Raw genomic sequence first — 19,875 nt, 5'->3', positions numbered from 1 at the left:
CAGGGTCTGAGCCGGTGTCGTGAAATTCGGCGAGCGTGTCAAGAGATCGACCACCGTCCCCTCTTCCCGGTCTCTATCTGATTCCCGGCCCTCCCGGCCCCTCGTTCCCCGTCCCTTCCCCGCCCGCCTGCTCCTCGGCTGACCGAAGCATCCAGATCACCGCGTACGTCTCCCCGTCCCTGGGCGGCCGTGTCCAGGACCGGGTGGTGAAGGTGTGCAGCCGCCCGTTCACGATCGCGTGACGCGGCAGGCGGGCACCGAACAGTTCGGTCAGCGTCTCCAGCAAAGGCCGTTCCGCCTCGGCGCCGTTCTCCAGGCCGTCGAAGAACCGGCTCGGGTGGAGCGCCCGAGGTATTTCTCCGCTGTGCCGGATCTCTCCGTCGGCGTAGGTGAAGGCGTATTCTTCGGCGCCGTCGCGGGCCACCGAGAGGTGGAAGAACGGCTCCCCGTGGGATGCCCTCAGGCCGCTCCAGACCACCACCGCGCGGGTGCCCGCGCTGGCGGAAGCGGCTGGGGAGACGAACCGTTGAGGGTCGAACGGGGCAGGGTCGCCGTCGAAGGCGAAGCTCCAGCCGGTGCCGGCCCGGCCCACCGCCATGAGTGCCCTGTCGTCGTACGCCGAGAACTTCCTCCGGTTGTGCCGCGACCTGTGACGCGCCTCCCAGTAGGTCATGGGTTCGGTCAGCACCGTGCCGTCCGCGTCCGTGAGACGTCCTGGCAACTCCTCCGGGGCCACTCCCTCCACGAGGACGAACCGGTAGGACGTGCGGTTGTTGCCCGGGTCCGGCTCCGCCAGCCAGGACAGGTCGCCCGGGTCGAGTCCGGCCGTCGGTCCCGGTGCCTCGCCCGTCTGCCCGCCTCTCGGAGTGGACAGCAGCTCGCGGCCCCGCTCAGCGGTGAGCAACGGCCCGAGCACGGGATCGGCCAGCCACCCCAGCGGCGCCAGGTGGTCCGGGCCCAGCGGCTCCCAGCGGGGCAGAGCGTTCCTCAGCGTTCGCCATGCCCCGTCGGTGTCTCCCCACCGCGCCAGCTCCCGCGCCCGCTCGACCGCTTCGCCGAACGGTCCGGCCGGCGCGTACCGGTACGTGCCGTTCCGCACCTGTTCCAGCGTCGCGTACGCCAGTGCCATCAGGTCGTCGTCGGCGCCTCGCAGATGGAACGACAGCGTGGAGTCGTGCCCGTACGAGTGCGCCGCGTGCTCGGCGACCAGCGGCGGCAGCAGATCGGGCGCGTACCGCGGGTCCGTCACCACGTCCTCGAAGTACACCATGTGGGTCTGTCCGAGCAGGCGGCGTATCTGGTCACCCAGGCCGGCGGCCCGCGGTCTGCCGTACTCCTTGGCCTCGTCCAGCGCCTGCACGGCCCGTTCCCAGCCGCCGCGCAGCGCCTCCAGCCGCGCCTCCTCCACCAGGGCGTCCAGCTCCCGCGTCGTGTCGTTGGCGAACTCCGGCTCTCCGTCCCTCCCGCGCGCCCGCAGGCTGTGGGTCTCCCGGTACATGTCCCGCATGAACGCGAGGAAATTCGCGTGCCGCTCGGGCGGCGCGGCCCGCCAGCTCGCCCATGTGTACACGGCCCACTCACCGTCCTCGTCCACGTCCTCGGGATCCATGAGGACGTGGGTGATGTCGGACTCGACATCGAGCTGGAGCCCGCGCCGCCAGATGTCCGCCTCCCGCCGCTCCTCGGGCCCGGCGTCCTCGTCCAGGTACTCCTCGAACACCTCCGCGAGTCCCGACTCGTTGTCGTGCCAGTGCGCGTCCGCGGTCCCGGCCAGCAGCCACACGAACCCGCCCGCGTGCCGCCACCCGTCGCTGACCCTGAGGAACTCCCGGTACGACGGTGGCATCCGTCTGCCGAGGCGCTCCTCCATGGCCGTGATCCGCTCCTCGGTGGCGGGCGGGAACCCCAGCCACCGGGCCTGCCGCGCGGCCTCGTCGCCCTCGCTCCGCGTTTCGCTGTCCGGCAGGGAATCGGCCCACTCCGCGCTCCACCTGAGCAGGAAGGACCGCCAGTCGAATGCCGTGGTGTCCGTCATGAGCCCGATGTTGCCACCCGGCACTGACAGTGCCACGAGCCGAACGCCCCCCGGGTGTCCGGCCCATGGTCTTGCCGCACGCGATCACAGGCGCTTCAATGCACCCACCCCCACAGGAGGAACACCCGATCCACACCCAGCGAAGGGGTCCTTCTTGACCGCCATACGCGCCACCGCCGTCACCGCGGCCGCCTGCGCCACCGTCCTCGCCACGGCGTTGCCCTCGTCCGGGATCAACTCCTACAACGCGGCCCCCGCCCCCGAACGCACCGAGGTCGGCGCCCTCGTGGCCACCTGGGACGACGACGGCGATCCGGCCACCCCGGACCGGGTCGACTGGGTCTGCTCCGGCACCATGATCGACGCGGACACGTTCCTGACGGCCGCCCACTGCACGACGGACTGGCCGGACAACGTACGGTTCCACGTCTCCCTCGACCAGGACGTCCAGGCCGGACTGGACGCCGCCGCGAAGAAGTACCCCGGCGACCCCGCCGCCCAGGCCGGAGCCGTAGCCGTCGAGGGCACGGCCCGCAGCCACCCCGGCTACCCCGGCCCGGCCGCCGACACGCACGACATCTCTGTCGTCGAACTGCCCGCCGCGAAGATGAAGGCCCGCTGGTCCTTCACGCCCGCCACGCTGCCGAGCGCGGACCAGCTCGGCGCGCTCGGACCACAGCGGCTCGACTCCACCGACTGGGTCGTCGCCGGATACGGCACCCAGGAGGCCGTACGCGGACCGGGCGGCCACACCCACCCGGGCGGCGGCGTCCGGATGAAGGCACCGGTGGGCTTCCACGCCCTCAACGACGCCTGGGTGCGCCTCGCCATGACCGCACCGCAGGGCAACGGCGGTGCCTGCTACGGCGACTCGGGCGGACCCAACTTCGCCGTCATCGGCGGCAAGCGCGTCCTCGCGTCGACGACCATCACCGGCGACAGCCCGTGCTACGCCACCAATGTCACGTACCGCCTGGACACCGCGGGCGCGCGCGACTTCCTGGCCCCGTACGTCGAACTGCCGTAGACGCCGAAGTACTCCGGGCCGCGTGCCGGTGGTGGGCCGCGCCCGCGGGGTGCCCCGGCGCGGCGCACGGTGCTGCGGGGCGGATCTGCCGGCCCCGGCCGCTTCCTCGCGGCCGGGACGCCGCGGCGTAGGATCAACCGGTCCCCGCCTCGCAAGGAGTACCCGTCCGGTGACCGCCGTGCTGCCCCCGCCCCGCCCTGCCATCGGTCTGCCGCGGGTGCGGCAGCTGACCCGCGTCGAGAGCGGCGAGCGGCTGCACAGTCTGCTGTGGCGCGCGGGCGACGGCTGGCGGATGATCAGCAGCGCCGTGCTCGGCGGGGGGATCGGGGATCGCTCCTGGGTTCTCAACGCCCAGGTGTCGCACGGCTACCGGCGCACCGACCCGGACCGGCACCTCGCCGAGATGGCACGCGATGCCGGTGTGCGCGGGCCGGGAGTGGGGCTGATGACGGCCGCCGACGTCCGGGCGTACGGTCACGCGTGCGACGGCGGTGTGGAAGCGGTCGTCACGGCGGGGCTCGGGGTGCGCGGCTGGGCCGCCTCCCCGGCGGAGGGTACGGCCACCGCGGCGCCGGGCACGATCAACATCGTGGTCGCGGTTCCGGTGGCGCTGACCGACGCGGCGCTGGTGAACGCCGTGGCCACCGCCACCGAGGCCAAGGTGCAGGCGTTGCTCGGTGCCGGGTACGACTGCTCCGGGACTCCCACGGACGCGGTGTGCGTCGCCGCCCGGACGCCGGGCGGCGGCGACGAGGTCCATGGGTTCGCCGGTCCCCGTTCGGTGTGGGGTGCGCGTGTGGCACGCGCCGTCCACCGCGCCGTACGCGCCGCCGCCCGGCCTAGCCTCGGCTCCATGTGACGCACGATCGCTTCGCCGCGTACCCCGGCGGTGGTGCCGGACCTCCGGTCCGCGGTGAGGCCGCCGCGTCGCAGCGGGCCGAACTCCTCCCACTCACGGGTACCGGTGTCGCTGTGGCCGGCAGGCCGGCGCGCTCGGCCGAGGTGAGCCGGACGATGCCGAGGCTGCCCCGGGCGGCCTCGCCGGCGGTGCTGCGGCCGGGAGCGAGGGCCTGGCCGGCCGCTCTCACGTCGCGCACGGCGTTGCGAAGCGGTCGTACTCGCCGGTGCAGATCTGCCCGCCGGGGGCGCGCCGCAAGTGTTGGTCCTGCCGGGCGGGAACGACCCCTGCCGTGTGTGCCGGCTGCCGCTAGTCGAGGATGTGCCGCAGGTAGGACCGCGGGTCGGCGAGATAGCGGCGCCAGTGGTCGACGAGGGCCAGCTCGTCCCACGCGACGCGGCGCATGCCGTGCTCGCCGACCTCGATGACGTCCGCACCCGGCAGCGCGGTCAGCAGCGGCGAGTGGGTGGCGCAGACGACCTGGCCGCCGGCCTTCACCAGCTGATCGACATGGCCGAGCAGTTCCAGGCAGGAGGCGAAGGACAGCGCGGCCTCCGGCTCGTCCATCACATACAGCCCCGGCTGGTGGAACTTGCCTCGGAACGCGGCGAGGAAGCCCTCTCCGTGGCTGAGCGAATCGGGCGCGAACCCTTCCCGGTCCGGCGCGTCCAACGCGGTCTCGGCGCGCAGGAAGAAGCCCTTGCGGGCGGACCAGCTGCCCAGCATGGAACGGCCCCGCGGCGCGGCGTCGAAGCGCAGTCGTTCGCCCAGCACCGATGTGGGCCGGTGGCTGGCGTAACGCCAGTCGTGCGAGCCACCCCAGGAATCCAGGCCGAACCCTTCCGCGAGGGCCTCGACCAGAGTCGATTTGCCGGAGCCGTTCTCACCGACGAGAAAGGTCACCGGCCTGGTGAAGCGCAGTCCCTCTGCCAGGAGCTGACGCACGCAGGGCACGGACCATGGCCACTCCCCGTCGTCCCGGCCACCTCCGGATGCGTACGCACGTTCGATGATCACCTGGAGAGTCTCTCACAGAGCGCGTCGGCCGCGCCGCCCGCCGACTCGGACGCCCGACGGGAGGTCGCGGTCAGTGAGCCGAGCAGGGTGAGCGCCTCGCTGCTGGGGGGGGGCGGGCTCGGCGTGGTAGACGACCGGCTCCTGGCCCGGGGCCGAGCGGACGTCGAAGGTCTGCATGACACGGCTGCCTAGCCCTTCGACGCCTGCTTCCACTCCTCGGCGAGGAGCCCGAGCAGCACCTCGTCCAGGAACTCGCCCATCACCCAGGCCGAGGAGCGCAGCACGCCCTCGCGGACGAAGCCGTTGCGCTCGGCGGAGCGCAGCATCGCGGCGTTGTCCGACAGCGTCTCGATCTGCAGCCGCTGCAGGCCGCGTACGACGAAACCGTAGTGGCACAGCACCGCGACCACATCGGTGCCGTAGCCCTTTCCGCGGCAGGACGGCAGCAGCCCCAGCCCGATGTGCGCGGACCGGTTGTGGTTGTCGATGCCCCACAGCGTCGCGGTGCCGGCCAGCGTGCCGCCGTTCAGCTCCACCACGGAGAACTGGACGAGCCCTTGGTTCTTCTCGTCCACCACGAGCCGCGGATCCTTCGAGCCGGGCGTGATCGGCCGCCACGGCCCGCCTTCGGCCCGCGCGGCGTTGACCACGTCGTCGTAGAGCTCGGCCCGCAGGACCGGGATGTCGTCCTCGTGCCGGGCTCTGAGCCCGACCTTGCTGCCTTCAAGCATGCGAGCTTCCTATCCGACCGGGCCGGCCGGCGGCAAACCAATAAGGCTTCTGCCGTTGCGGACGCGACCATGGGGTCGTCTCCAGTGGTGTCCCAGCGGGCGGGTCGGTTGTGCGGGAGGGTGTATGCCGGAGGGGAGGACCGGAGGGGAGGACCGGAGGGGAGGACCGGAGGGTGTCGTTCCCCTTTCGGTCCGCCGAAGGGGGTGACGCTGATGGTGACTCCGGGCGGCTGGCGGCACGGCCTTCGAACCGCGGGCGGCGGGCCCGTCCGCGGCGCGGCACCACGTGGAATCGCGGCCGACGCCAGTGCCGATGTGGCCCGGGACGCCGAGCGAGGTGTGCGCCAAGTGCCGTACAACCAAACGCATTCCGGATCAGTCGGACCTCTGCGACGGCTTCCGTGCCTTCGTTCCCGCACATCTCGATCAGAGGACCGCATGAACCCAGCCAGACACTCGACCGTCGCTCTCTCCACCACGGTCGTGCTCGCCACCGCGGGCGGCCTGCTCACCGCCGTGGCCGCGCCCGCCGCCGCCGCGACGAGTTGTGCCTCCCCCGTCTTCACGCGGCAGTTCTTCGCGAACACCACGTTCGCCGGCACGCCGAAGAAGACCGACTGCGACAGCGCCATCAGCCAGAACTGGGGCACCGGAGCCCCCGCCACCGGGCTGCCCGGCAACGACTTCGGCGTCCGCTGGACCGTCACCCGCGACTTCGGCTCCGGCGGCCCGTTCACCTTCTCCGCCGCCGCGCAGGACGGTGTCCGCGTCTACCTCGACGGCGTCCGCAAGATCGACCTGTGGAAGAACGTCTCGACGACGGTCGGCAAGACGGTCAACGTCACGATCCCGTCCGGCAAGCACACCCTGCGCGTCGACTTCGTCAACTGGACCGGCACCGCCAACGTCAAGTTCGCCTACGCGCCGCGCACCGGCGCCACCGTCGACAAGGTCGCCCCCCTCACCCCCACCGGCGCCAAGGTCACCTACGACTCCGCCACCAACAAGGCGAAGCTCACCTGGTCCAGGAACATGGAGATGGACCTCGCGGGGTACGGCGTCCACCGCCGGCTCAAGGGCACCAGCACCTGGACGAAGCTCACCACGACCACCGCCACGTCCTACACCGACACCACCCTGCCGGCGACCGGCGCGACGTACTACTACGAGATCCGCGCCCACGACAAGGCCGGCAACACGTCGAAGGGCACCGCTGACCAGGGCGTGACCACCGCCGACCGCACCGCGCCCGGGGCCCCGCGGAACCCGGCGGCGACCCCGGGCCGGGACTTCAACTCGCTGGCCTGGACCGCCGTGGCGGGCGCGGTCTCCTACGAGGTGGCCCGCGCGACCGCCGAGAGCGGCCCCTACGAACGGATCGCCACGGTCCGGGAAACCGCGTACACCGACCTGGACGCCCCGGTCGACGTTCCCGCCGCCTACAAGGTGCGCGCACTGGACGCGGCCGGGAACGCGTCGGCGTACTCGTCCGTCGTGTGGGCGACCCGTGACACCGTCGCGCCTCCCGCGCCGAACAACCTGGAAGCGGTCTCCCAGGACGACACGGGGGTCACCCTGGGCTGGTCCGGCAGCAACCCGGACACCGTGCGCTACTCCGTCTACCGGGCCTCGTCGTCGGCCGGCCCGCGAACCCGGCTCGGCACCACGACCACCTGGAACCACCGCGACATCACGGGCGACCCCGGGCAGCCCTACACCTACTACGTGACCGCCGTGGACGCGGCCGGCAACGAGTCGGCGTCGGCGCGGGTGACCGCCGCCCGGTCGGTCGGCCCGAACGCCGCGCCCAAGGCGCCCTCCGTCGGCCTGGCCCGGATCGTCGGTGACCACCTCACCCTCCTGTGGGACCAGGGCGGCTACGTCCCGGTCTCCGGCTACACCGTGTACCGCTCGCGCAGCGCCACCGTGGACACCGGCGACCCGGCGAACGTCTACGCCACCACCACCGCCAAGTCCCTGGAGCGCACGGTCGCCGCCGACGAGCGCGACTACCGCTACGCCGTCGTCGCCCACTCCGCGTATGACGTACGGTCCCCCGCCTCCGCCCCGGTGCTGCCGACGGTGAGCGCGCCGCAGCCACCCCCGTCCACGACGGTGTACGAGGTCGACGCCACCGCCACGCAGGTCCACCTGGTCTGGGCCGCCGTGCCGATCGGCCCGGGAGACCCGGCGATCACCGGATACCGCGTCTACGTCTCCACACAGCCCGGCGTCACCAAGGACAACGCCGAGAACGTCCACACGACGCCCAACACCGACCTGTGGGTGCGGACCCCGGAGTACGGCCGTCCGTACTACTTCGCCGTGTCCGTGGTCAACGCGGCCGGCCTGGAGTCGGAGCTGTCGCCGGAGGTCTCGGCCACACCCGGCACCTGATCCGGAAACGCCAAGGGGGCCGGAGGCACGACCTCCGGCCCCCTGTCGGCGTGACGGGTGCCGGCACCACTGGGAGCTGGACGAGACGGAGCCGGGGAGCCGGGTGTCGGGTGTCGGGTGTCGGGTGTCGGGTGTCGGGTGTCGGGTGTCGGGTGTCGGGTGTCGGGATACACTCCCGGGCGCCCGGCGATGTCCGCAAGGCCGTACCCGAGCAGGCACGCTATCCCGATTAAGGACCGCGCATGACCCTCGCTGAACAGCGCTCCGGCGTCGACCAGGCCGGCATCCAGCGGCTGCGCCGCCGCCTGGAACGGCTGATCGGCGTCGCCGCCACGGAGGGGAACGACCTCGTCGCACTGCGTAACGGCGATGAGATCTTTCCCGCCATGCTGGAAGCGATCCGGGCGGCCGAGCACACGATCGACATGATGACGTTCGTGTACTGGCGCGGGCAGATAGCACGCGATTTCGCCGCCGCCCTGGCCGACCGGGCCCGGGCCGGGGTGCGGGTACGGCTGCTGCTGGACGGCTTCGGCGCGAAGGAGATAGAGAAAGGCCTCCTGGACGAGATGGACGCCGCCGGGGTGCAGCTCGCCTGGTTCCGCAAACCGCTGTGGTTGTCGCCGTTCAAGCAGAATCACCGCTGCCACCGCAAGGCGCTCGTCGTCGACGAGCACACGGCCTTCACCGGTGGCGTCGGTATCGCCGAGGAGTGGTGCGGCGACGCCCGCAACCCCGGTGAGTGGCGCGACACCCACGTCCGGGTGCGCGGCCCCGCCGTGGACGGCATCGCCGCGGCCTTCGCCCAGAACTGGGCCGAATCCCACGACGAGCTCTACGACGACCGGGACCGGTTCACCGAACATGCCCAGCCCGGGTCTTCCATCGTCCAGGTCGTGCGCGGCTCCGCCAGCTTCGGCTGGCAGGACATGCAGACCCTCATCCGGGTCATGCTCACCTCCGCCGAGCAGCGCTTCCGCCTGGCCACCGCCTACTTCGCGCCGGACACCTACTTCGTCGACCTGCTGTGCGCGACCGCACAGCGCGGAGTGCGGGTGGAGATCCTGCTGCCCGGACCGCACACCGACCAGCGGGCCTGCCGACTGGCCGGCCAGTACCATTACGCCCGCCTGCTGGGCGCGGGCGTGGAGATCCACCAGTACCAGCCGACCATGATGCACGCCAAGATCATCACCGTGGACGGCGTCGCCTCGCTGACCGGATCCACCAACTTCAACCGGCGCTCCATGGACCACGACGAGGAAGTCATGCTCGCCGTCCTGGACCAGGAGTTCACCGCCGGCCTGGACCGGGACTTCGACGCCGACCTCGAACGCAGCACCGCCATCGATCCGGCGCGCTGGAAGCGCCGCGCCGCCCTGCAGCGCCTGCGGGAGACGGCCGTCCTGCCCATCCGCCGGTTCCTGTGAACCGGCGGGCAGGTCGCAGGACGCGGCGGGCGAGCGGTTGGGCGGCACCGGCCTCGGCCGCGGGCGGCGGTCAGGACGGAGCGCCCAGCGACCATCCGCAGATGTCACTGACCCGTCCGCGCCACACCGGTGAGGTGGGAGCGCCGGGAACGGACATGAAGGTGACGTCCACCAGGTGAAGGAACCGGTGCAGGCCTCGGTCCGAGGCGTCGCCGTGCGGTTGTGCCGCCTGCACCATCTGCGGCAGCTGCGCCATCGGCGCGGCCTGCTGGGTCACGCCGGACTCCCGCACCGCATCCTCCCAGCGCTCCGCCCACGACCGGGCGGCGACCAGGTGTCCACCGATGATGCCGCCCGGGGTGGTCAGGCAGATCGCCATCCTGGCATCGGGCTGGGCCTCGACCAGTCGCAGCAGGATCTCCAGGTGTGTGTCGACGGCGGGAGCAGTGGTCTCGTCAGCAGCCTGGTTCGGGCTTTCCGTCACCGCGGACTCTCCTTCTTCTGACGTCAGTGGTCGTACAGCGCATGGAGCCGGTCAAGGCGGCTTCGTCGCCGTCGCTGCCGCTCGAGGCGGCCCGCCCGATACCCGCCGTCACCGCCATGCTCGGTCCCTCCCTCGGCAGACACTCCGGCACCCGCCTGTGGGCCGACGACGCACCGGCTACCCTTCTCCGCACCGCCCACGCGTCCCCGCGCATCGGCCGGCCGGCGAGAGGTCGGAGAAGGATCAGCGGGACGCCGAGGCGGGAGCCGTCGTGAAGGCCATGCCCTCCAGGAGGAGGCGCAGGCTCTGCTGGAGTTCGTCGGCGAGTGACGAACTCCTCGCTCCCGGCGGCTGGTTGACCCACCGGGAGAGGGCTCCGGGGCAGACGTCGCGCAGCACGTTGCCGACGCCGATCGGCGACATGGCCGGTGGCAGCCCTCCCCGGGCCATTCCGAGCCGCAGTGGGTCGGAGAACGGCAAGTCTGTTGCACCTCAACTGTCTCTCATTGCGCTGCCGTCGTCTCGTGTTTCCAGATCTCTCCGGCAGGGGAGGGCGCCACGGCCGTCGTCGACTCAGCGCGTCCAGACGTCGGGGCCGCCCCCGCGCCACTCGATCAGCGCGCTGCGGACCACGTCCATCTCGTCCCAGTGGTGGAGTCCGGCCTCCTGCATGAGCCGGGCGATGTCCTGCACCGAGTACGCCAGCCCCAGGATGGCCCCGCCCGCGCGTACCCGCCGGCCGCCGGACTCGTCCGGCGGATACACGGTGACAGGCTGATCGGAGGCCATGCCACCAGGGTGTGGCCAGACGCTCGGAGCCGCCCGCCGAAAGGGCCGGTCGAGGTAGGCGACGTCGCGGGGGCGGCCGTGGCCGTGCGCCGTAGACCAGACGCGGCGTTCTGGCGGCCGGCGCCGGCGACGGGAACTACGCATTCCTCGCTGCCGGTGTGCTCGCGACGGCGGGCGGTGTGACGCTGACCGCACTGGCGATCCCACAGAAGCACGGAGCTGCCAGGCGGGCGCTGAGGCCCGGTCACTGGCCGGGCGGGGAGCGGGCCGGCCACCATGAGGGCGGGGCGGTGACCGGAACGCTCTCCGCTTCCGCCAGTGCGCTCGTATCCGGGGAGGCTGTCCGCTGCCGTCGGGCTGGCGGCAGGCTGCCTGTCAGGCCTGGCAACTGCCGGGTGGCGGCCCGGCCGCGCTTCACCGGGGCCGGGCCTGGGGCGCCGTGGCGAAGCGGACGTAGCCGGCGATTCGCGGGCTGAACGTAGGCGCACACTGCTCACCGAGCGCCGCACGCACGCCCGCCACCACATCGGCATCCGGCTCACCGAACACCTCGAAGCGCTCCACCCGGCAGTGCCTCATCACCTCTTGGATGTACGGGTCCGCCAGCTTCCAGTGCGTGCGGACCGCGTCGGAGTCCCGGTAGAGCTGGAAGCTGTGGGCAAGCATCCGCTCCTCGTCCAAGAAGGTCTGCACCATCAACTGCGGCCCGTGCTGCTCTGCGAACGCCACAGCTCGGGCGATGGCAAGGCGGAACCCCTCCACATGCCCCTCGGTGATGCGCATGGTGTTCCGGAAGAGGAGGATCGTGTCGTCCCAAGTGGTCATGGCACAACCGTTCTCCCTCAATCATGGTTGAGGTCAAGTGCGGTCCCGGCCCGGTTCCCCCTCACCCCGCTCGGCGTCCGGCCGGAAGCGGCGGCTCGATCCGCGCACACCTGGAAGTGGCCGCCGAAATCCGGCCATCGGGTGGGCGAGCGGCACTACTGGGCGACCGGTTCCCTGACGCGTTCGGTCTCGTCCTGTACGAGCAGGGAGAGCAGGGAGGCCACGGAGAGGCCGGCTTCGGCCGGGTGGCGCAGCACCTTGCCCGGCTCTATGCGGTAGGTGTTCGTTCGCCCGTCCCGGGTGTGGGAGAGGTAACCGTCCCGTTCGAGATCGGAGATGATCCGCGCCACGGCGCGCTCCGTGAGTCGGCAGCGGGCAGCGATGTCACGGATCCGGACGTGCGGATTGTCGGCGATGGTCGCCAGTACGCGCGCGTGGCTGGTGATGAACGTCCATCCGGTGTGAGATTCGGGCACTCCAACCATGCACCGCATTCTAGAAGACGTCGTTGCCTGAACCCGGATGCATGACATAGTTTTCGTGTAACATCTGACCTGCTTCCGCGGGGGAGAGTCACAGAAGGAGCCCGAGGTGTCCTGGGATGAGGCCGTCATGCCAAGGCTGATGAGCGACGTCGGTGGGAAGCCGGTGCCGGAGCAGGCCACCGAGCACGCCCCGGAAGGGGCCGCGGTGATTCAGTACGAATGGCGCGGTGCCTGGGTCGTCGCCGCGCACGGCTCCTACGACATCCACTCGATCACGCCTCTGGCGGATGCGCTGGGAGCCGCGGTCAGAAAGCATCCGAAGGTGGTTCTGGACGCCTCCGCCATCACCTTCGCCGACTCCACGCTCCTGAACCTGCTGATCCTCACCCACCAAACAGGCGCCCTGCGCGTGGCTGCGCCGTCGCGGCAGCTTCAGCGACTGTGCGCCATCACCGGAGTCGACACCGTTCTGGTGATCCGAGAGACGGTGGACGAAGCCGCCGTCTCCTGAGCGACGGTCCGAGCGGTCGGCGCAGCCCTGACCACCCTCCCTGGCCCCCGAGCGCTGACCTGGTGGACGCCCTGGCGTATCCGTCACGGACCCGGCGCTCCGCTGGTCATGGTCACGGGCGACGTCGATCCGTTTGACATGGAGCGCGCTCTAATCTCTAGCGTCTTGGGCAGCAGACCTCGCGACGAGCCCAGGAGCAGCAGTATGACCACGATCCCCACCCGGCACCTCGGCGCGCTGGCGGTCTCCGCCCAGGGCCTGGGCTGCATGGGAATGAGCCACGGTTACGGCGCCACGGACGACGCGCAGTCGATCGCGACGTTGCGTCATGCCCTCGACCTCGGGGTGAGCCTCCTGGACACCTCCGACTTCTACGGCTTCGGGCACAACGAGGAGTTGATCGGACGGGCGATCAGCGGGCGGCGCGACGAGGTGGTACTGGCCACGAAGTTCGGCTTCGCCAACCGCCTGGGCGAGCCCACCCTGATCCGCGGTGACGCCGCCTATGTGCGCGAGGCGTGCGAGGCATCGCTGCGTCGTCTCGGAGTCGACCACATCGACCTCTACTACCAGCACCGGGTCGATCCGCGGGTGCCCATCGAGGAAACCGTCGGCGCGATGGCCGAGTTGGTGCAGGCGGGCAAGGTCCGTCACATCGGGCTGTCCGAGGCCGGCGCGCAGACCATCCGGCGGGCGCACGCCGTGCACCCGATCGCCGCGCTGCAGAGCGAGTGGTCGCTGTGGACCCGCGACCTGGAGGCGGAGATCGTCCCGGTCTGCCGCGAACTCGGCATCGGCATCGTCCCGTTCTCCCCGCTCGGGCGCGGTTTCCTGACCGGCCGCTACCGGTCCGTCGAGGGGATGGCGCAGAACGACGTGCGGCGAGGCCAGCCGCGTTTCGCCGACGGCAACCTCGAACGCAACCTGGCGATCGTGGCCAAGCTGAACGAGCTGGCCGAGGCCAAGAAGGTCACCGCCGGCCAGCTCGCCCTGGCCTGGGTGCAGCACCGGGGCGACGACGTGGTGCCGATCCCCGGCACCCGGCGGCAGCAGTACCTGGAGGAGAACCTCGCGGCCCTGACGGTCGAGTTGTCCCCCGAGGACCTCGCCGCCGTCGAGGCCGCCGCCCCGACCGAGCATGTCGCGGGCACCCGCTACGACGCGGCCAGCCTCACCTTCGTCAACCGCTGACCCCACGACGGGGAACCCGAGGCGAGGGTCCCGGCCAGGCCGCGCTCGCCGCGCCCCGCAAGGCCTTCCCGACTCGCTCCGGAGGGGTTCCCCGCCCGGTGAGCCGGTCCCGAACGGTCGGCGGGGTGCGGCCCGGGGTGCGCCGCGGACGGAACTGCCCTATAGTGGATCTTGCGAGACGGTCCGCTGCGGCGGCTGTCCTCCGGCGTTGGTCGTCTAAGGAAAGACACCCCGCTTCCTGCGGGGAAATGCAGGTGCAAGGCCTGCCCGGCGCTCCGCACGAGAACCCCGCCCCTGGCCGACCAGCGGCGGGGTTTCTTCACGTCTGCGCCGACCAGCACACCTCGCACCTGGACGCCGTCGACGAGACGGTGCTGACCCAGGCGCTGAGCGCGGCCACCCGGCACTGCGCGGCCCTCGTCATCACCCACCGTCTCGCCACCGTGCGGCACGCCGACCGGATCGTCGTCCTCGAAGACGGCCGCACGGTGGCCTCGGGCCGCACGACGAGCTGCTCGTCACCGGCCCGGCGTACCGTGAACGGGCCGCCACGCACGTCCTGCGCGGCCTCGGCCCCGAGAGCGTGGGGACCTGATCCGCCGAGCCGTCGGGCGGCCTCGACAGGCGGCGCTGCCGGCTCGCGCCGTCACTGCCCGGGACCGGTGCCGACGCACTCGCGTACCGCCGCGTCGCACCGCTCCACCGCCGCCTGCGGATCGAGCGCGTACGAGCCGTCGCCGAACAGCTCGAAGGTCATCCAGCCGTCGTAGCCGTGCCGTTCGAGGGCCTGGAGGTAGTCGCACAGGGGCAGTTCGCCGTCGCCCCAGGCCAGGTGCCCCATGGGACGGCCGTCGATCAGGTGCACATGGCGGATACGGTCGCCGAGCGCGGCGAAGGCGTCGTCGACGGCTTCACCGGCCACGGCCATCGTCACCGTGTCGAGCACTGCCCCGAGCCGGTCGGCGTCGATCTCGTCGAGCATCGCGGCCAGCGTGCGCGAGTCGTTGACCAGGTTCGACTCGACGCGCTGGAGCGGTTCGAGTACGCATGTCACGCCCAGCCTGTCCGCATAGGCGGCGATGTCACCGATCGCGTCGACCGAGCGGCGCCAGGCGGCGTCCACGGGCTCGTCCTCGCCGCCCCGGCCGGGCGTCAGCAGCAGCTTCTCGGCGCCGAGTTCGGCGCAGAGTTCGGCCGCCCGGCGGAACATGGCGATGCTCTGCGCGCGCAGCCAGCCCGCCGGGGAGGCCACGTTGACGGGGTACATCACCTGCTCGGGCGTGAGGCAGTACACCGAGAGGCCACGTGCCTCGATGCGGCGGCGCAGGTCGCGTGCCTCCCCGGTGCCGACCTGCGGAATGTGCAGGTGCGGCGCGACGCCCCACAGTTCGAGTCTCTCGCGGCCGAGGGCGACCGCGTCGTCCAGGAACGTGTCGAACGGCAGGTGCTGGTAGGCGAAGTTGGATCCGGTCAGCCGCGGCGGACGGGCGATCGGCACGCGGTTCTCCTTTCGTGGCGGGGAGTCGTTCACTTGCCGATGCCGTCGGCCAGTCCCTTGACGATGTAGCGCTGGCCGAAGAGGAACAGGAGCACGACGGGGACCGCGGCGATCACCATGCCGGCGAACACGACGGGGAAGTCCGTGCCGTGCTTGCTCATCAGGCTCGTCAGGCCGACCGGCAGGGTCTGCACGTCGCTGCCGTTGGTGAACACCATGGCGAACAGGTACTCGTTCCAGGCGAAGAGCACGTGCAGCAGGACGGTCGAGGTGATGATGGGCTTGCACATGGGCAGGATGATCCGCCAGAACGCCGTCCAGCGGCCGGCCCCGTCGAGCTGTGCCGCCTCGTCCACCTCGCGCGGCAGGTCGATCATGTAGGCGCGGATGAGGAAGGTGGTGAAGGGGACGCGGAAGGCCGTGTACAGGATGAGCAGCGCCCAGAAGCTGTTGTACAGACCGAGCGACTGGAACATCCGCACCAGCGGGACCAGGGCGACGGTCGGGGTCAGCATGAGGCCGCCGAGGATGACGGCGGTGAGCACCTTGTTGAGCGGGATGTCCACCCGCGTCAGTCCGTACGCCGCCCAGGCGCTGATGAAGACGGTCGCGACGGTGGACGTCACGGTGACGAGGAGGCTGGTCGCGAGGTAGTCGCTGACGCCGCGGTTCCACGCGTCGCGGTAGTTGCCGAAGCTGAGGTCGGTGGGAAGCGCGAAGGGGTTGCCGAAGAGCTCGGCGTTGGTCTTGAACCCGTTCAGCACCATCCACAGGAGCGGATAGAGCACCACCACCGCGAGACTCAGCAGGAAGGCCCACATGAACAGGCGCGCGAGCACGCCGAGGAAGCCGAGACGGCTCACCATTCCACCCTTCTTCTGCGGGTGAACCACAGCTGCGCCATCGCGATCGTGAGGGTGATCACGAAGATCACCGTGCCGATGGCCGCGGCGTAGCCGAAGTCGTTGCGTACGAATCCGTTGCGGTACAGCCACGTACCGAGCACGTGGGTCGAGTTGTCGGGTCCGCCGCTGGTCATCACCATGACCTCGTTGAACACCTGGAAGGCACCCGACACGGTGACCATGACCATGAGGCCGGTCATCTCCCGGACGAGCGGGAGCGTCACCTGGAAGAAGCGGCGGACCGGCCCGACGCCGTCCAGGGCGGCCGCCTCGTAGAGCTCCGCGGGGATGCGCTGGATGGCGACGGCGAACAGCAGCGTCGAGTAGCCGAAGCCCTGCCACTGGCTCATCGCGATGACCGCCGTCATCGCGGTGCTCTCCTGGCCCAGCCAGGCGTGGTCGAACGTGCCGGGCGCGACCGCCTCCAAGACGTGGTTGAGCAGGCCCAGGTTGGGCTCGTAGACGAAGTAGAAGAGCAGTCCCGCGACGGTCAGGGAGATCGCCGAGGGGATGAAGTAGATCGTCCGGAGGGCGCGTTGCCACCGCGTACTGCGGATGCTCTCGACGAGTGCGGCGAGCAGCAGGGCACCGAAGACCTGGAAGACGACCGACAGCAGGGCGTACCAGAGGTTGTTGGTGAAGGAGGTCCAGAAGACCGGGTCACCGAACAGGTCGCGGTAGTTGTCCAGGCCGACGAACTCCTGGCTGCCGCTGTAGATGTCCCACGTCAGCGTGGAGTACCCGAAGTTCTGGACGAGCGGGAGATAGACGAAGACCGCGAGCAGGACGAGGGCCGGTACGATCCACACCAGCCCGGCTGCTCTTCGGTACAGAGTGCGCACCGGATTGATTCCCTTCAGCCCGCGCCGGTCACTGGGCGGAGTCGGAGGCCCGGCGCACGCTGTCCATGACCTGCTCGGGCGACTTGCTGCCGCTGATGAGGGCCTCGCCACCGGCCAGCCACGCGTCGGCGACTTCCGGCGCGGTGACCATGTCCAGCCAGCCCGCCAGTCGCGGGGCCTCGTTGACCAGGGCGATGCCCTCCTGGACGGCCTTGCTGGACGTCTGCGGCGTCACCGCGCCGACCACGGTGCTCGGCTGGCCGTAGGGCGGTGCGGACAGGGTCTTCGCGTTGGGGGTGCTCGTCACGAACTTCATGAAGTCGACGGCGAGAGCCGCCCGCGGCGACCGTGCGTTGACGAAATAGCCCTCGGGTGCCCCTTCGACGACCTTCGGGTCCCCCTTGGCCCGCGCGGCGGCGGGCAGCGGGAAGATACCCAGGTCCTCGGGCTTGAGTGTGCCGCCGGACGTGGTGCTGTCGAACTCCAGGATCTCCTGGTAGTACATGGCGGCCTTGCCCTGCCCGAACGCCTCCTGCGCCGAGGTGTAGAGGACGCCGTTGGTGCCGCGGCCGGTGTCGGTGCAGCCGGACACCAGGGTCCTGAACTGCCCCAGCGCGACCAGGTAGCCCGGGTCGTCCCAGGTGGCGGTCCTCGGGTCGTAGTCGGCCTCGCGGACCTCGGCCGGCACGTTGTGGGCGAAGAGCTGCTGGAGGTAGTGCAGGGCGGGCCAGCCGTCCTTGTTGCCGAAGGCGATGGGCTCGTAGCCGGCCTTGCGCAGGTCCGGGCAGGTGGCGATCAGCTCTTCGAAGGTCTTCGGCACGTCGACGCCGGCCTTGTCGAAGGCGGACTTGTTGTAGCCCATGAACTTGCCGTTGTTGTACAGCGGGACGCCGTAGTAGCGGCCGTCGCGGGCGAACGCCGACAGGGCCGGCCCGCCGAAGGTCCTGCCCCACGCGGTGCCGGGGCCGATCACCTTGGTGAGGTCCGCCGCGCGGCCTCCGCGGATGAAGTTCTCCGCCCAGTTGCCCGTCCAGGTGAAGTAGATGTCGGGCAGGGCGTCGGACGCGGTGAGCGTCTTCGTCTTGTCCTTGATGCTCTGGTCGGTCTCCTGGATCAGTTCGACGTTCACCTTCGGGTGCTTGCGCTCGTACGCGGCCGCGAGGTCCTCGAAGTACGGCTCCAGGGGTTCGCCCGCGAACTTGGTGAGGACGCTCAGGGTGCCGGAGTACTCCGGCTTCGCGGTCACGTCGGCCGCGGGACCCTTCGCCGGTCCGGCGAAGCAGCCGGTGAGGACGAGTGCCGAGGCCCCGAGGAGTGCCGCGGACCGCGTCAGTGCACGTACGCGCATGGGCGTCCTTTCGTCGATGGGAGGGCCCGCCGAAGGCGCGGGCACGTCGGATCCGCTGCGGGTGTCCGGGAGACGGCCGCTGGCGTGCGGCGACTGTACAGAGAATCTGATACCGGTACCAGGGTGAGAGTGAAGATCTTCTGTGCAAAAGCGCGGGGGTGGGTCGGCCCTCGGGGTGCTTCGCTTTCTTCGGGTGAAGAAACGTGCAGGTCAACGGCGACTGCCGAGCAGGTTGCGAACCGATGGGCCGCGCACCGCTGTTGACGCCGCCGGTGCGCTGTGTCAGCGTGTGGCCCGCGTGATACCGGTATCAGGTCGCTCAGCGCCGCCGGCCGCACCCGTTCCCGAAAGGACGCGAAGATGCTCGGATTCGACGAGCCGGAATTCCTCTCCCAGCTGGCGAGCACGGTGGCCCTGCGCCCCCGGATCGAGGAACTCGCCGACCGCCTCACGGACGAAGGCTTCGACAACCTCTTCCTCGTCGGCGCCGGCGGCACCTACGCCCAGATGTGGCCGTACGAGCGGCTCGCACGCCGCATCTCGACGCTGCCCGTCCACGCCGTCATCGCCGCGGAGCTGGTCACCGGCGCCGAGGCGACGCTCGGCGAGCGCTCGGTCGCCGTCTTCACCTCGGTGTCGGGCACCACCGAGGACAGCCTCCGGGCCATCGAGTACTGCAAGGCGAAGGGGGCTCGCACCGTCGCGTTCACGGGCTACGCCGAGTCCCCCGTCGCGCGGAGCGTGGACGTGGCCCTCGTCTCCGAGCCGAAGGCCTGGCCCTTCGACCCGCAGATGCTGCTGTTCATGGGCCGGTTGCTCGCACGCCGGGGCGAGTTCGACGGGTACGAGAAGCTCGCCGGCGAACTCGCCGGACTGCCCGGCATCCTCCTCGACGTGGCCCGGCAGGCCGAGCCGACGGCCGCCGCATTCGCCGAGGCCCACAAGGACACGGACTACCACTTCCTCGTCGGCGGCGGAAACCTGTGGGGGTTCACCTACCTGTACTCCATGTGCATCCTCGAGGAGATGCAATGGCTGCGCACCACCCGGGTGCACAGCGCCGAGTTCTTCCACGGCTCGCTGGAACTCCTCGAAGAGGACACGAGCGTGCTCGTCTTCCAGGGCGAGGACGAGACGCGCGCCCTGACCGACCGGGTCGAGGCCTTCGCCAAGCGCGTCTCCCGTGACGTGACCGTCTTCGACACCCGCGACTACGCGTTGCCCGGCATCAGCCCGGAGTTCCGCGGCCTGCTCGCACCCCTGGTGCTCGACACCGTGATGGGCCGGGTCAGCAAGCACCTGGAGCGGGTGCGCGGACACTCGCTGGACCTGCGCCGCTACTACCGCGTCATGGACTACTGAGACGCGCGGCCGGCCGCTGCCGCATCGGGGAGAACTCCGGCGGCAGCGGCCGGCGCGACCCGGCGCGGCGCCCTCGTCCCGCCCGAGGACTCCGGCGCAC

General features: G+C 70.8%; 19 protein-coding genes. 7 read left to right on the top strand and 12 right to left on the bottom strand.

Annotation, left to right across the window (positions count from 1 at the left end; genetic code table 11):
- Positions 1–73 precede the first annotated feature (73 nt).
- Positions 74–2,035 carry an SMI1/KNR4 family protein gene (locus VE614_RS24440; protein ID WP_324941082.1) on the bottom strand — a complete coding sequence of 654 codons (1,962 nt, stop codon included), beginning with the start codon at positions 2,033–2,035 and terminating at the stop codon, positions 74–76.
- A 154-nt stretch (positions 2,036–2,189) separates the two neighbouring features.
- Between VE614_RS24440 and VE614_RS24435 the strand changes: the two genes are divergently transcribed.
- Both VE614_RS24435 and VE614_RS24430 read left to right on the top strand, forming a co-directional pair.
- Positions 2,190–3,062 carry a trypsin-like serine protease gene (locus tag VE614_RS24435; RefSeq protein ID WP_324941078.1) on the top strand — a complete coding sequence of 291 codons (873 nt, stop codon included), beginning with the start codon at positions 2,190–2,192 and terminating at the stop codon, positions 3,060–3,062.
- 169 nt (positions 3,063–3,231) lie between these two features.
- Complete coding sequence (locus tag VE614_RS24430; protein WP_324941075.1) at positions 3,232–3,921, top strand: adenosylcobinamide amidohydrolase; 690 nt, start codon at positions 3,232–3,234, stop codon at positions 3,919–3,921.
- A gap of 348 nt (positions 3,922–4,269) precedes the next feature.
- Here VE614_RS24430 and VE614_RS24425 read toward each other — a convergent pair whose 3' ends face one another.
- The gene (locus tag VE614_RS24425; protein WP_324941072.1) at positions 4,270–4,977 is read right to left on the bottom strand and encodes an AAA family ATPase; all 708 of its coding nucleotides are present in this window, start codon (positions 4,975–4,977) and stop codon (positions 4,270–4,272) included.
- Between the two features lie 188 nt (positions 4,978–5,165).
- Complete coding sequence (locus tag VE614_RS24420; protein ID WP_324941069.1) at positions 5,166–5,708, bottom strand: GNAT family protein; 543 nt, start codon at positions 5,706–5,708, stop codon at positions 5,166–5,168.
- Between the two features lie 438 nt (positions 5,709–6,146).
- Here VE614_RS24420 and VE614_RS24415 point away from each other — a divergent pair, with 438 nt between their 5' ends.
- Both VE614_RS24415 and VE614_RS24410 read left to right on the top strand, forming a co-directional pair.
- Positions 6,147–8,105, top strand: a complete 1,959-nt coding sequence (locus tag VE614_RS24415) for a PA14 domain-containing protein (protein WP_324941067.1) — start codon at positions 6,147–6,149, stop codon at positions 8,103–8,105.
- Between the two features lie 242 nt (positions 8,106–8,347).
- The gene (locus VE614_RS24410; protein WP_324941063.1) at positions 8,348–9,535 is read left to right on the top strand and encodes a phospholipase D-like domain-containing protein; all 1,188 of its coding nucleotides are present in this window, start codon (positions 8,348–8,350) and stop codon (positions 9,533–9,535) included.
- Between the two features lie 70 nt (positions 9,536–9,605).
- On the opposite strand, the gene VE614_RS24405 is transcribed toward VE614_RS24410, so the two are convergent.
- The 5 genes from VE614_RS24405 to VE614_RS24385 form a co-directional block, all read right to left on the bottom strand.
- Positions 9,606–10,019, bottom strand: a complete 414-nt coding sequence (locus VE614_RS24405) for a hypothetical protein (RefSeq protein ID WP_324941061.1) — start codon at positions 10,017–10,019, stop codon at positions 9,606–9,608.
- Between the two features lie 243 nt (positions 10,020–10,262).
- Positions 10,263–10,442 carry a hypothetical protein gene (locus VE614_RS24400; RefSeq protein ID WP_324941058.1) on the bottom strand — a complete coding sequence of 60 codons (180 nt, stop codon included), beginning with the start codon at positions 10,440–10,442 and terminating at the stop codon, positions 10,263–10,265.
- Between the two features lie 150 nt (positions 10,443–10,592).
- A complete protein-coding gene (locus VE614_RS24395) occupies positions 10,593–10,808 on the bottom strand; it encodes a hypothetical protein (RefSeq protein ID WP_324941055.1) in 216 nt (71 codons plus the stop codon).
- A 414-nt stretch (positions 10,809–11,222) separates the two neighbouring features.
- Entirely contained in the window at positions 11,223–11,633 is a 411-nt protein-coding gene (locus tag VE614_RS24390; RefSeq protein ID WP_324941052.1) for a hypothetical protein, read from the bottom strand.
- Between the two features lie 155 nt (positions 11,634–11,788).
- Positions 11,789–12,118, bottom strand: a complete 330-nt coding sequence (locus tag VE614_RS24385) for a helix-turn-helix domain-containing protein (RefSeq protein WP_324941049.1) — start codon at positions 12,116–12,118, stop codon at positions 11,789–11,791.
- A gap of 106 nt (positions 12,119–12,224) precedes the next feature.
- Here VE614_RS24385 and VE614_RS24380 point away from each other — a divergent pair, with 106 nt between their 5' ends.
- Both VE614_RS24380 and VE614_RS24375 read left to right on the top strand, forming a co-directional pair.
- The gene (locus VE614_RS24380) at positions 12,225–12,629 is read left to right on the top strand and encodes an STAS domain-containing protein (RefSeq protein WP_324941045.1); all 405 of its coding nucleotides are present in this window, start codon (positions 12,225–12,227) and stop codon (positions 12,627–12,629) included.
- A 204-nt stretch (positions 12,630–12,833) separates the two neighbouring features.
- The gene (locus VE614_RS24375) at positions 12,834–13,820 is read left to right on the top strand and encodes an aldo/keto reductase (RefSeq protein WP_324941042.1); all 987 of its coding nucleotides are present in this window, start codon (positions 12,834–12,836) and stop codon (positions 13,818–13,820) included.
- A gap of 646 nt (positions 13,821–14,466) precedes the next feature.
- Here VE614_RS24375 and VE614_RS24370 read toward each other — a convergent pair.
- The 4 genes from VE614_RS24370 to VE614_RS24355 are packed head-to-tail and all read right to left on the bottom strand — an operon-like array spanning position 14,467 to position 18,413.
- The gene (locus tag VE614_RS24370) at positions 14,467–15,318 is read right to left on the bottom strand and encodes a sugar phosphate isomerase/epimerase family protein (protein ID WP_324941039.1); all 852 of its coding nucleotides are present in this window, start codon (positions 15,316–15,318) and stop codon (positions 14,467–14,469) included.
- 29 nt (positions 15,319–15,347) lie between these two features.
- Positions 15,348–16,184 (bottom strand): carbohydrate ABC transporter permease, encoded by an 837-nt coding sequence (locus VE614_RS24365; RefSeq protein WP_324941036.1) that lies wholly within the window; start codon positions 16,182–16,184, stop codon positions 15,348–15,350.
- A complete protein-coding gene (locus VE614_RS24360) occupies positions 16,178–17,065 on the bottom strand; it encodes a sugar ABC transporter permease (protein ID WP_324941033.1) in 888 nt (295 codons plus the stop codon). The genes VE614_RS24365 and VE614_RS24360 overlap by 7 nt, the downstream gene beginning before the upstream one ends.
- Positions 17,066–17,093: 28 nt before the next feature.
- Positions 17,094–18,413: an ABC transporter substrate-binding protein gene (locus VE614_RS24355; protein ID WP_324941030.1), complete on the bottom strand. Its 1,320-nt coding sequence runs from the start codon at positions 18,411–18,413 to the stop codon at positions 17,094–17,096.
- A 360-nt stretch (positions 18,414–18,773) separates the two neighbouring features.
- Between VE614_RS24355 and VE614_RS24350 the strand changes: the two genes are divergently transcribed.
- Positions 18,774–19,775, top strand: a complete 1,002-nt coding sequence (locus VE614_RS24350) for an SIS domain-containing protein (protein ID WP_324941027.1) — start codon at positions 18,774–18,776, stop codon at positions 19,773–19,775.
- Positions 19,776–19,875: the final 100 nt, after the last annotated feature.

Origin of the sequence: Streptomyces sp. (assembly GCF_035645055.1) — a bacterium.
Lineage (GTDB): Bacteria > Actinomycetota > Actinomycetes > Streptomycetales > Streptomycetaceae > Streptomyces.
Note: the sequence above shows the minus strand (reverse complement) of the source record. Positions and strands in the feature narration are given on the sequence as shown.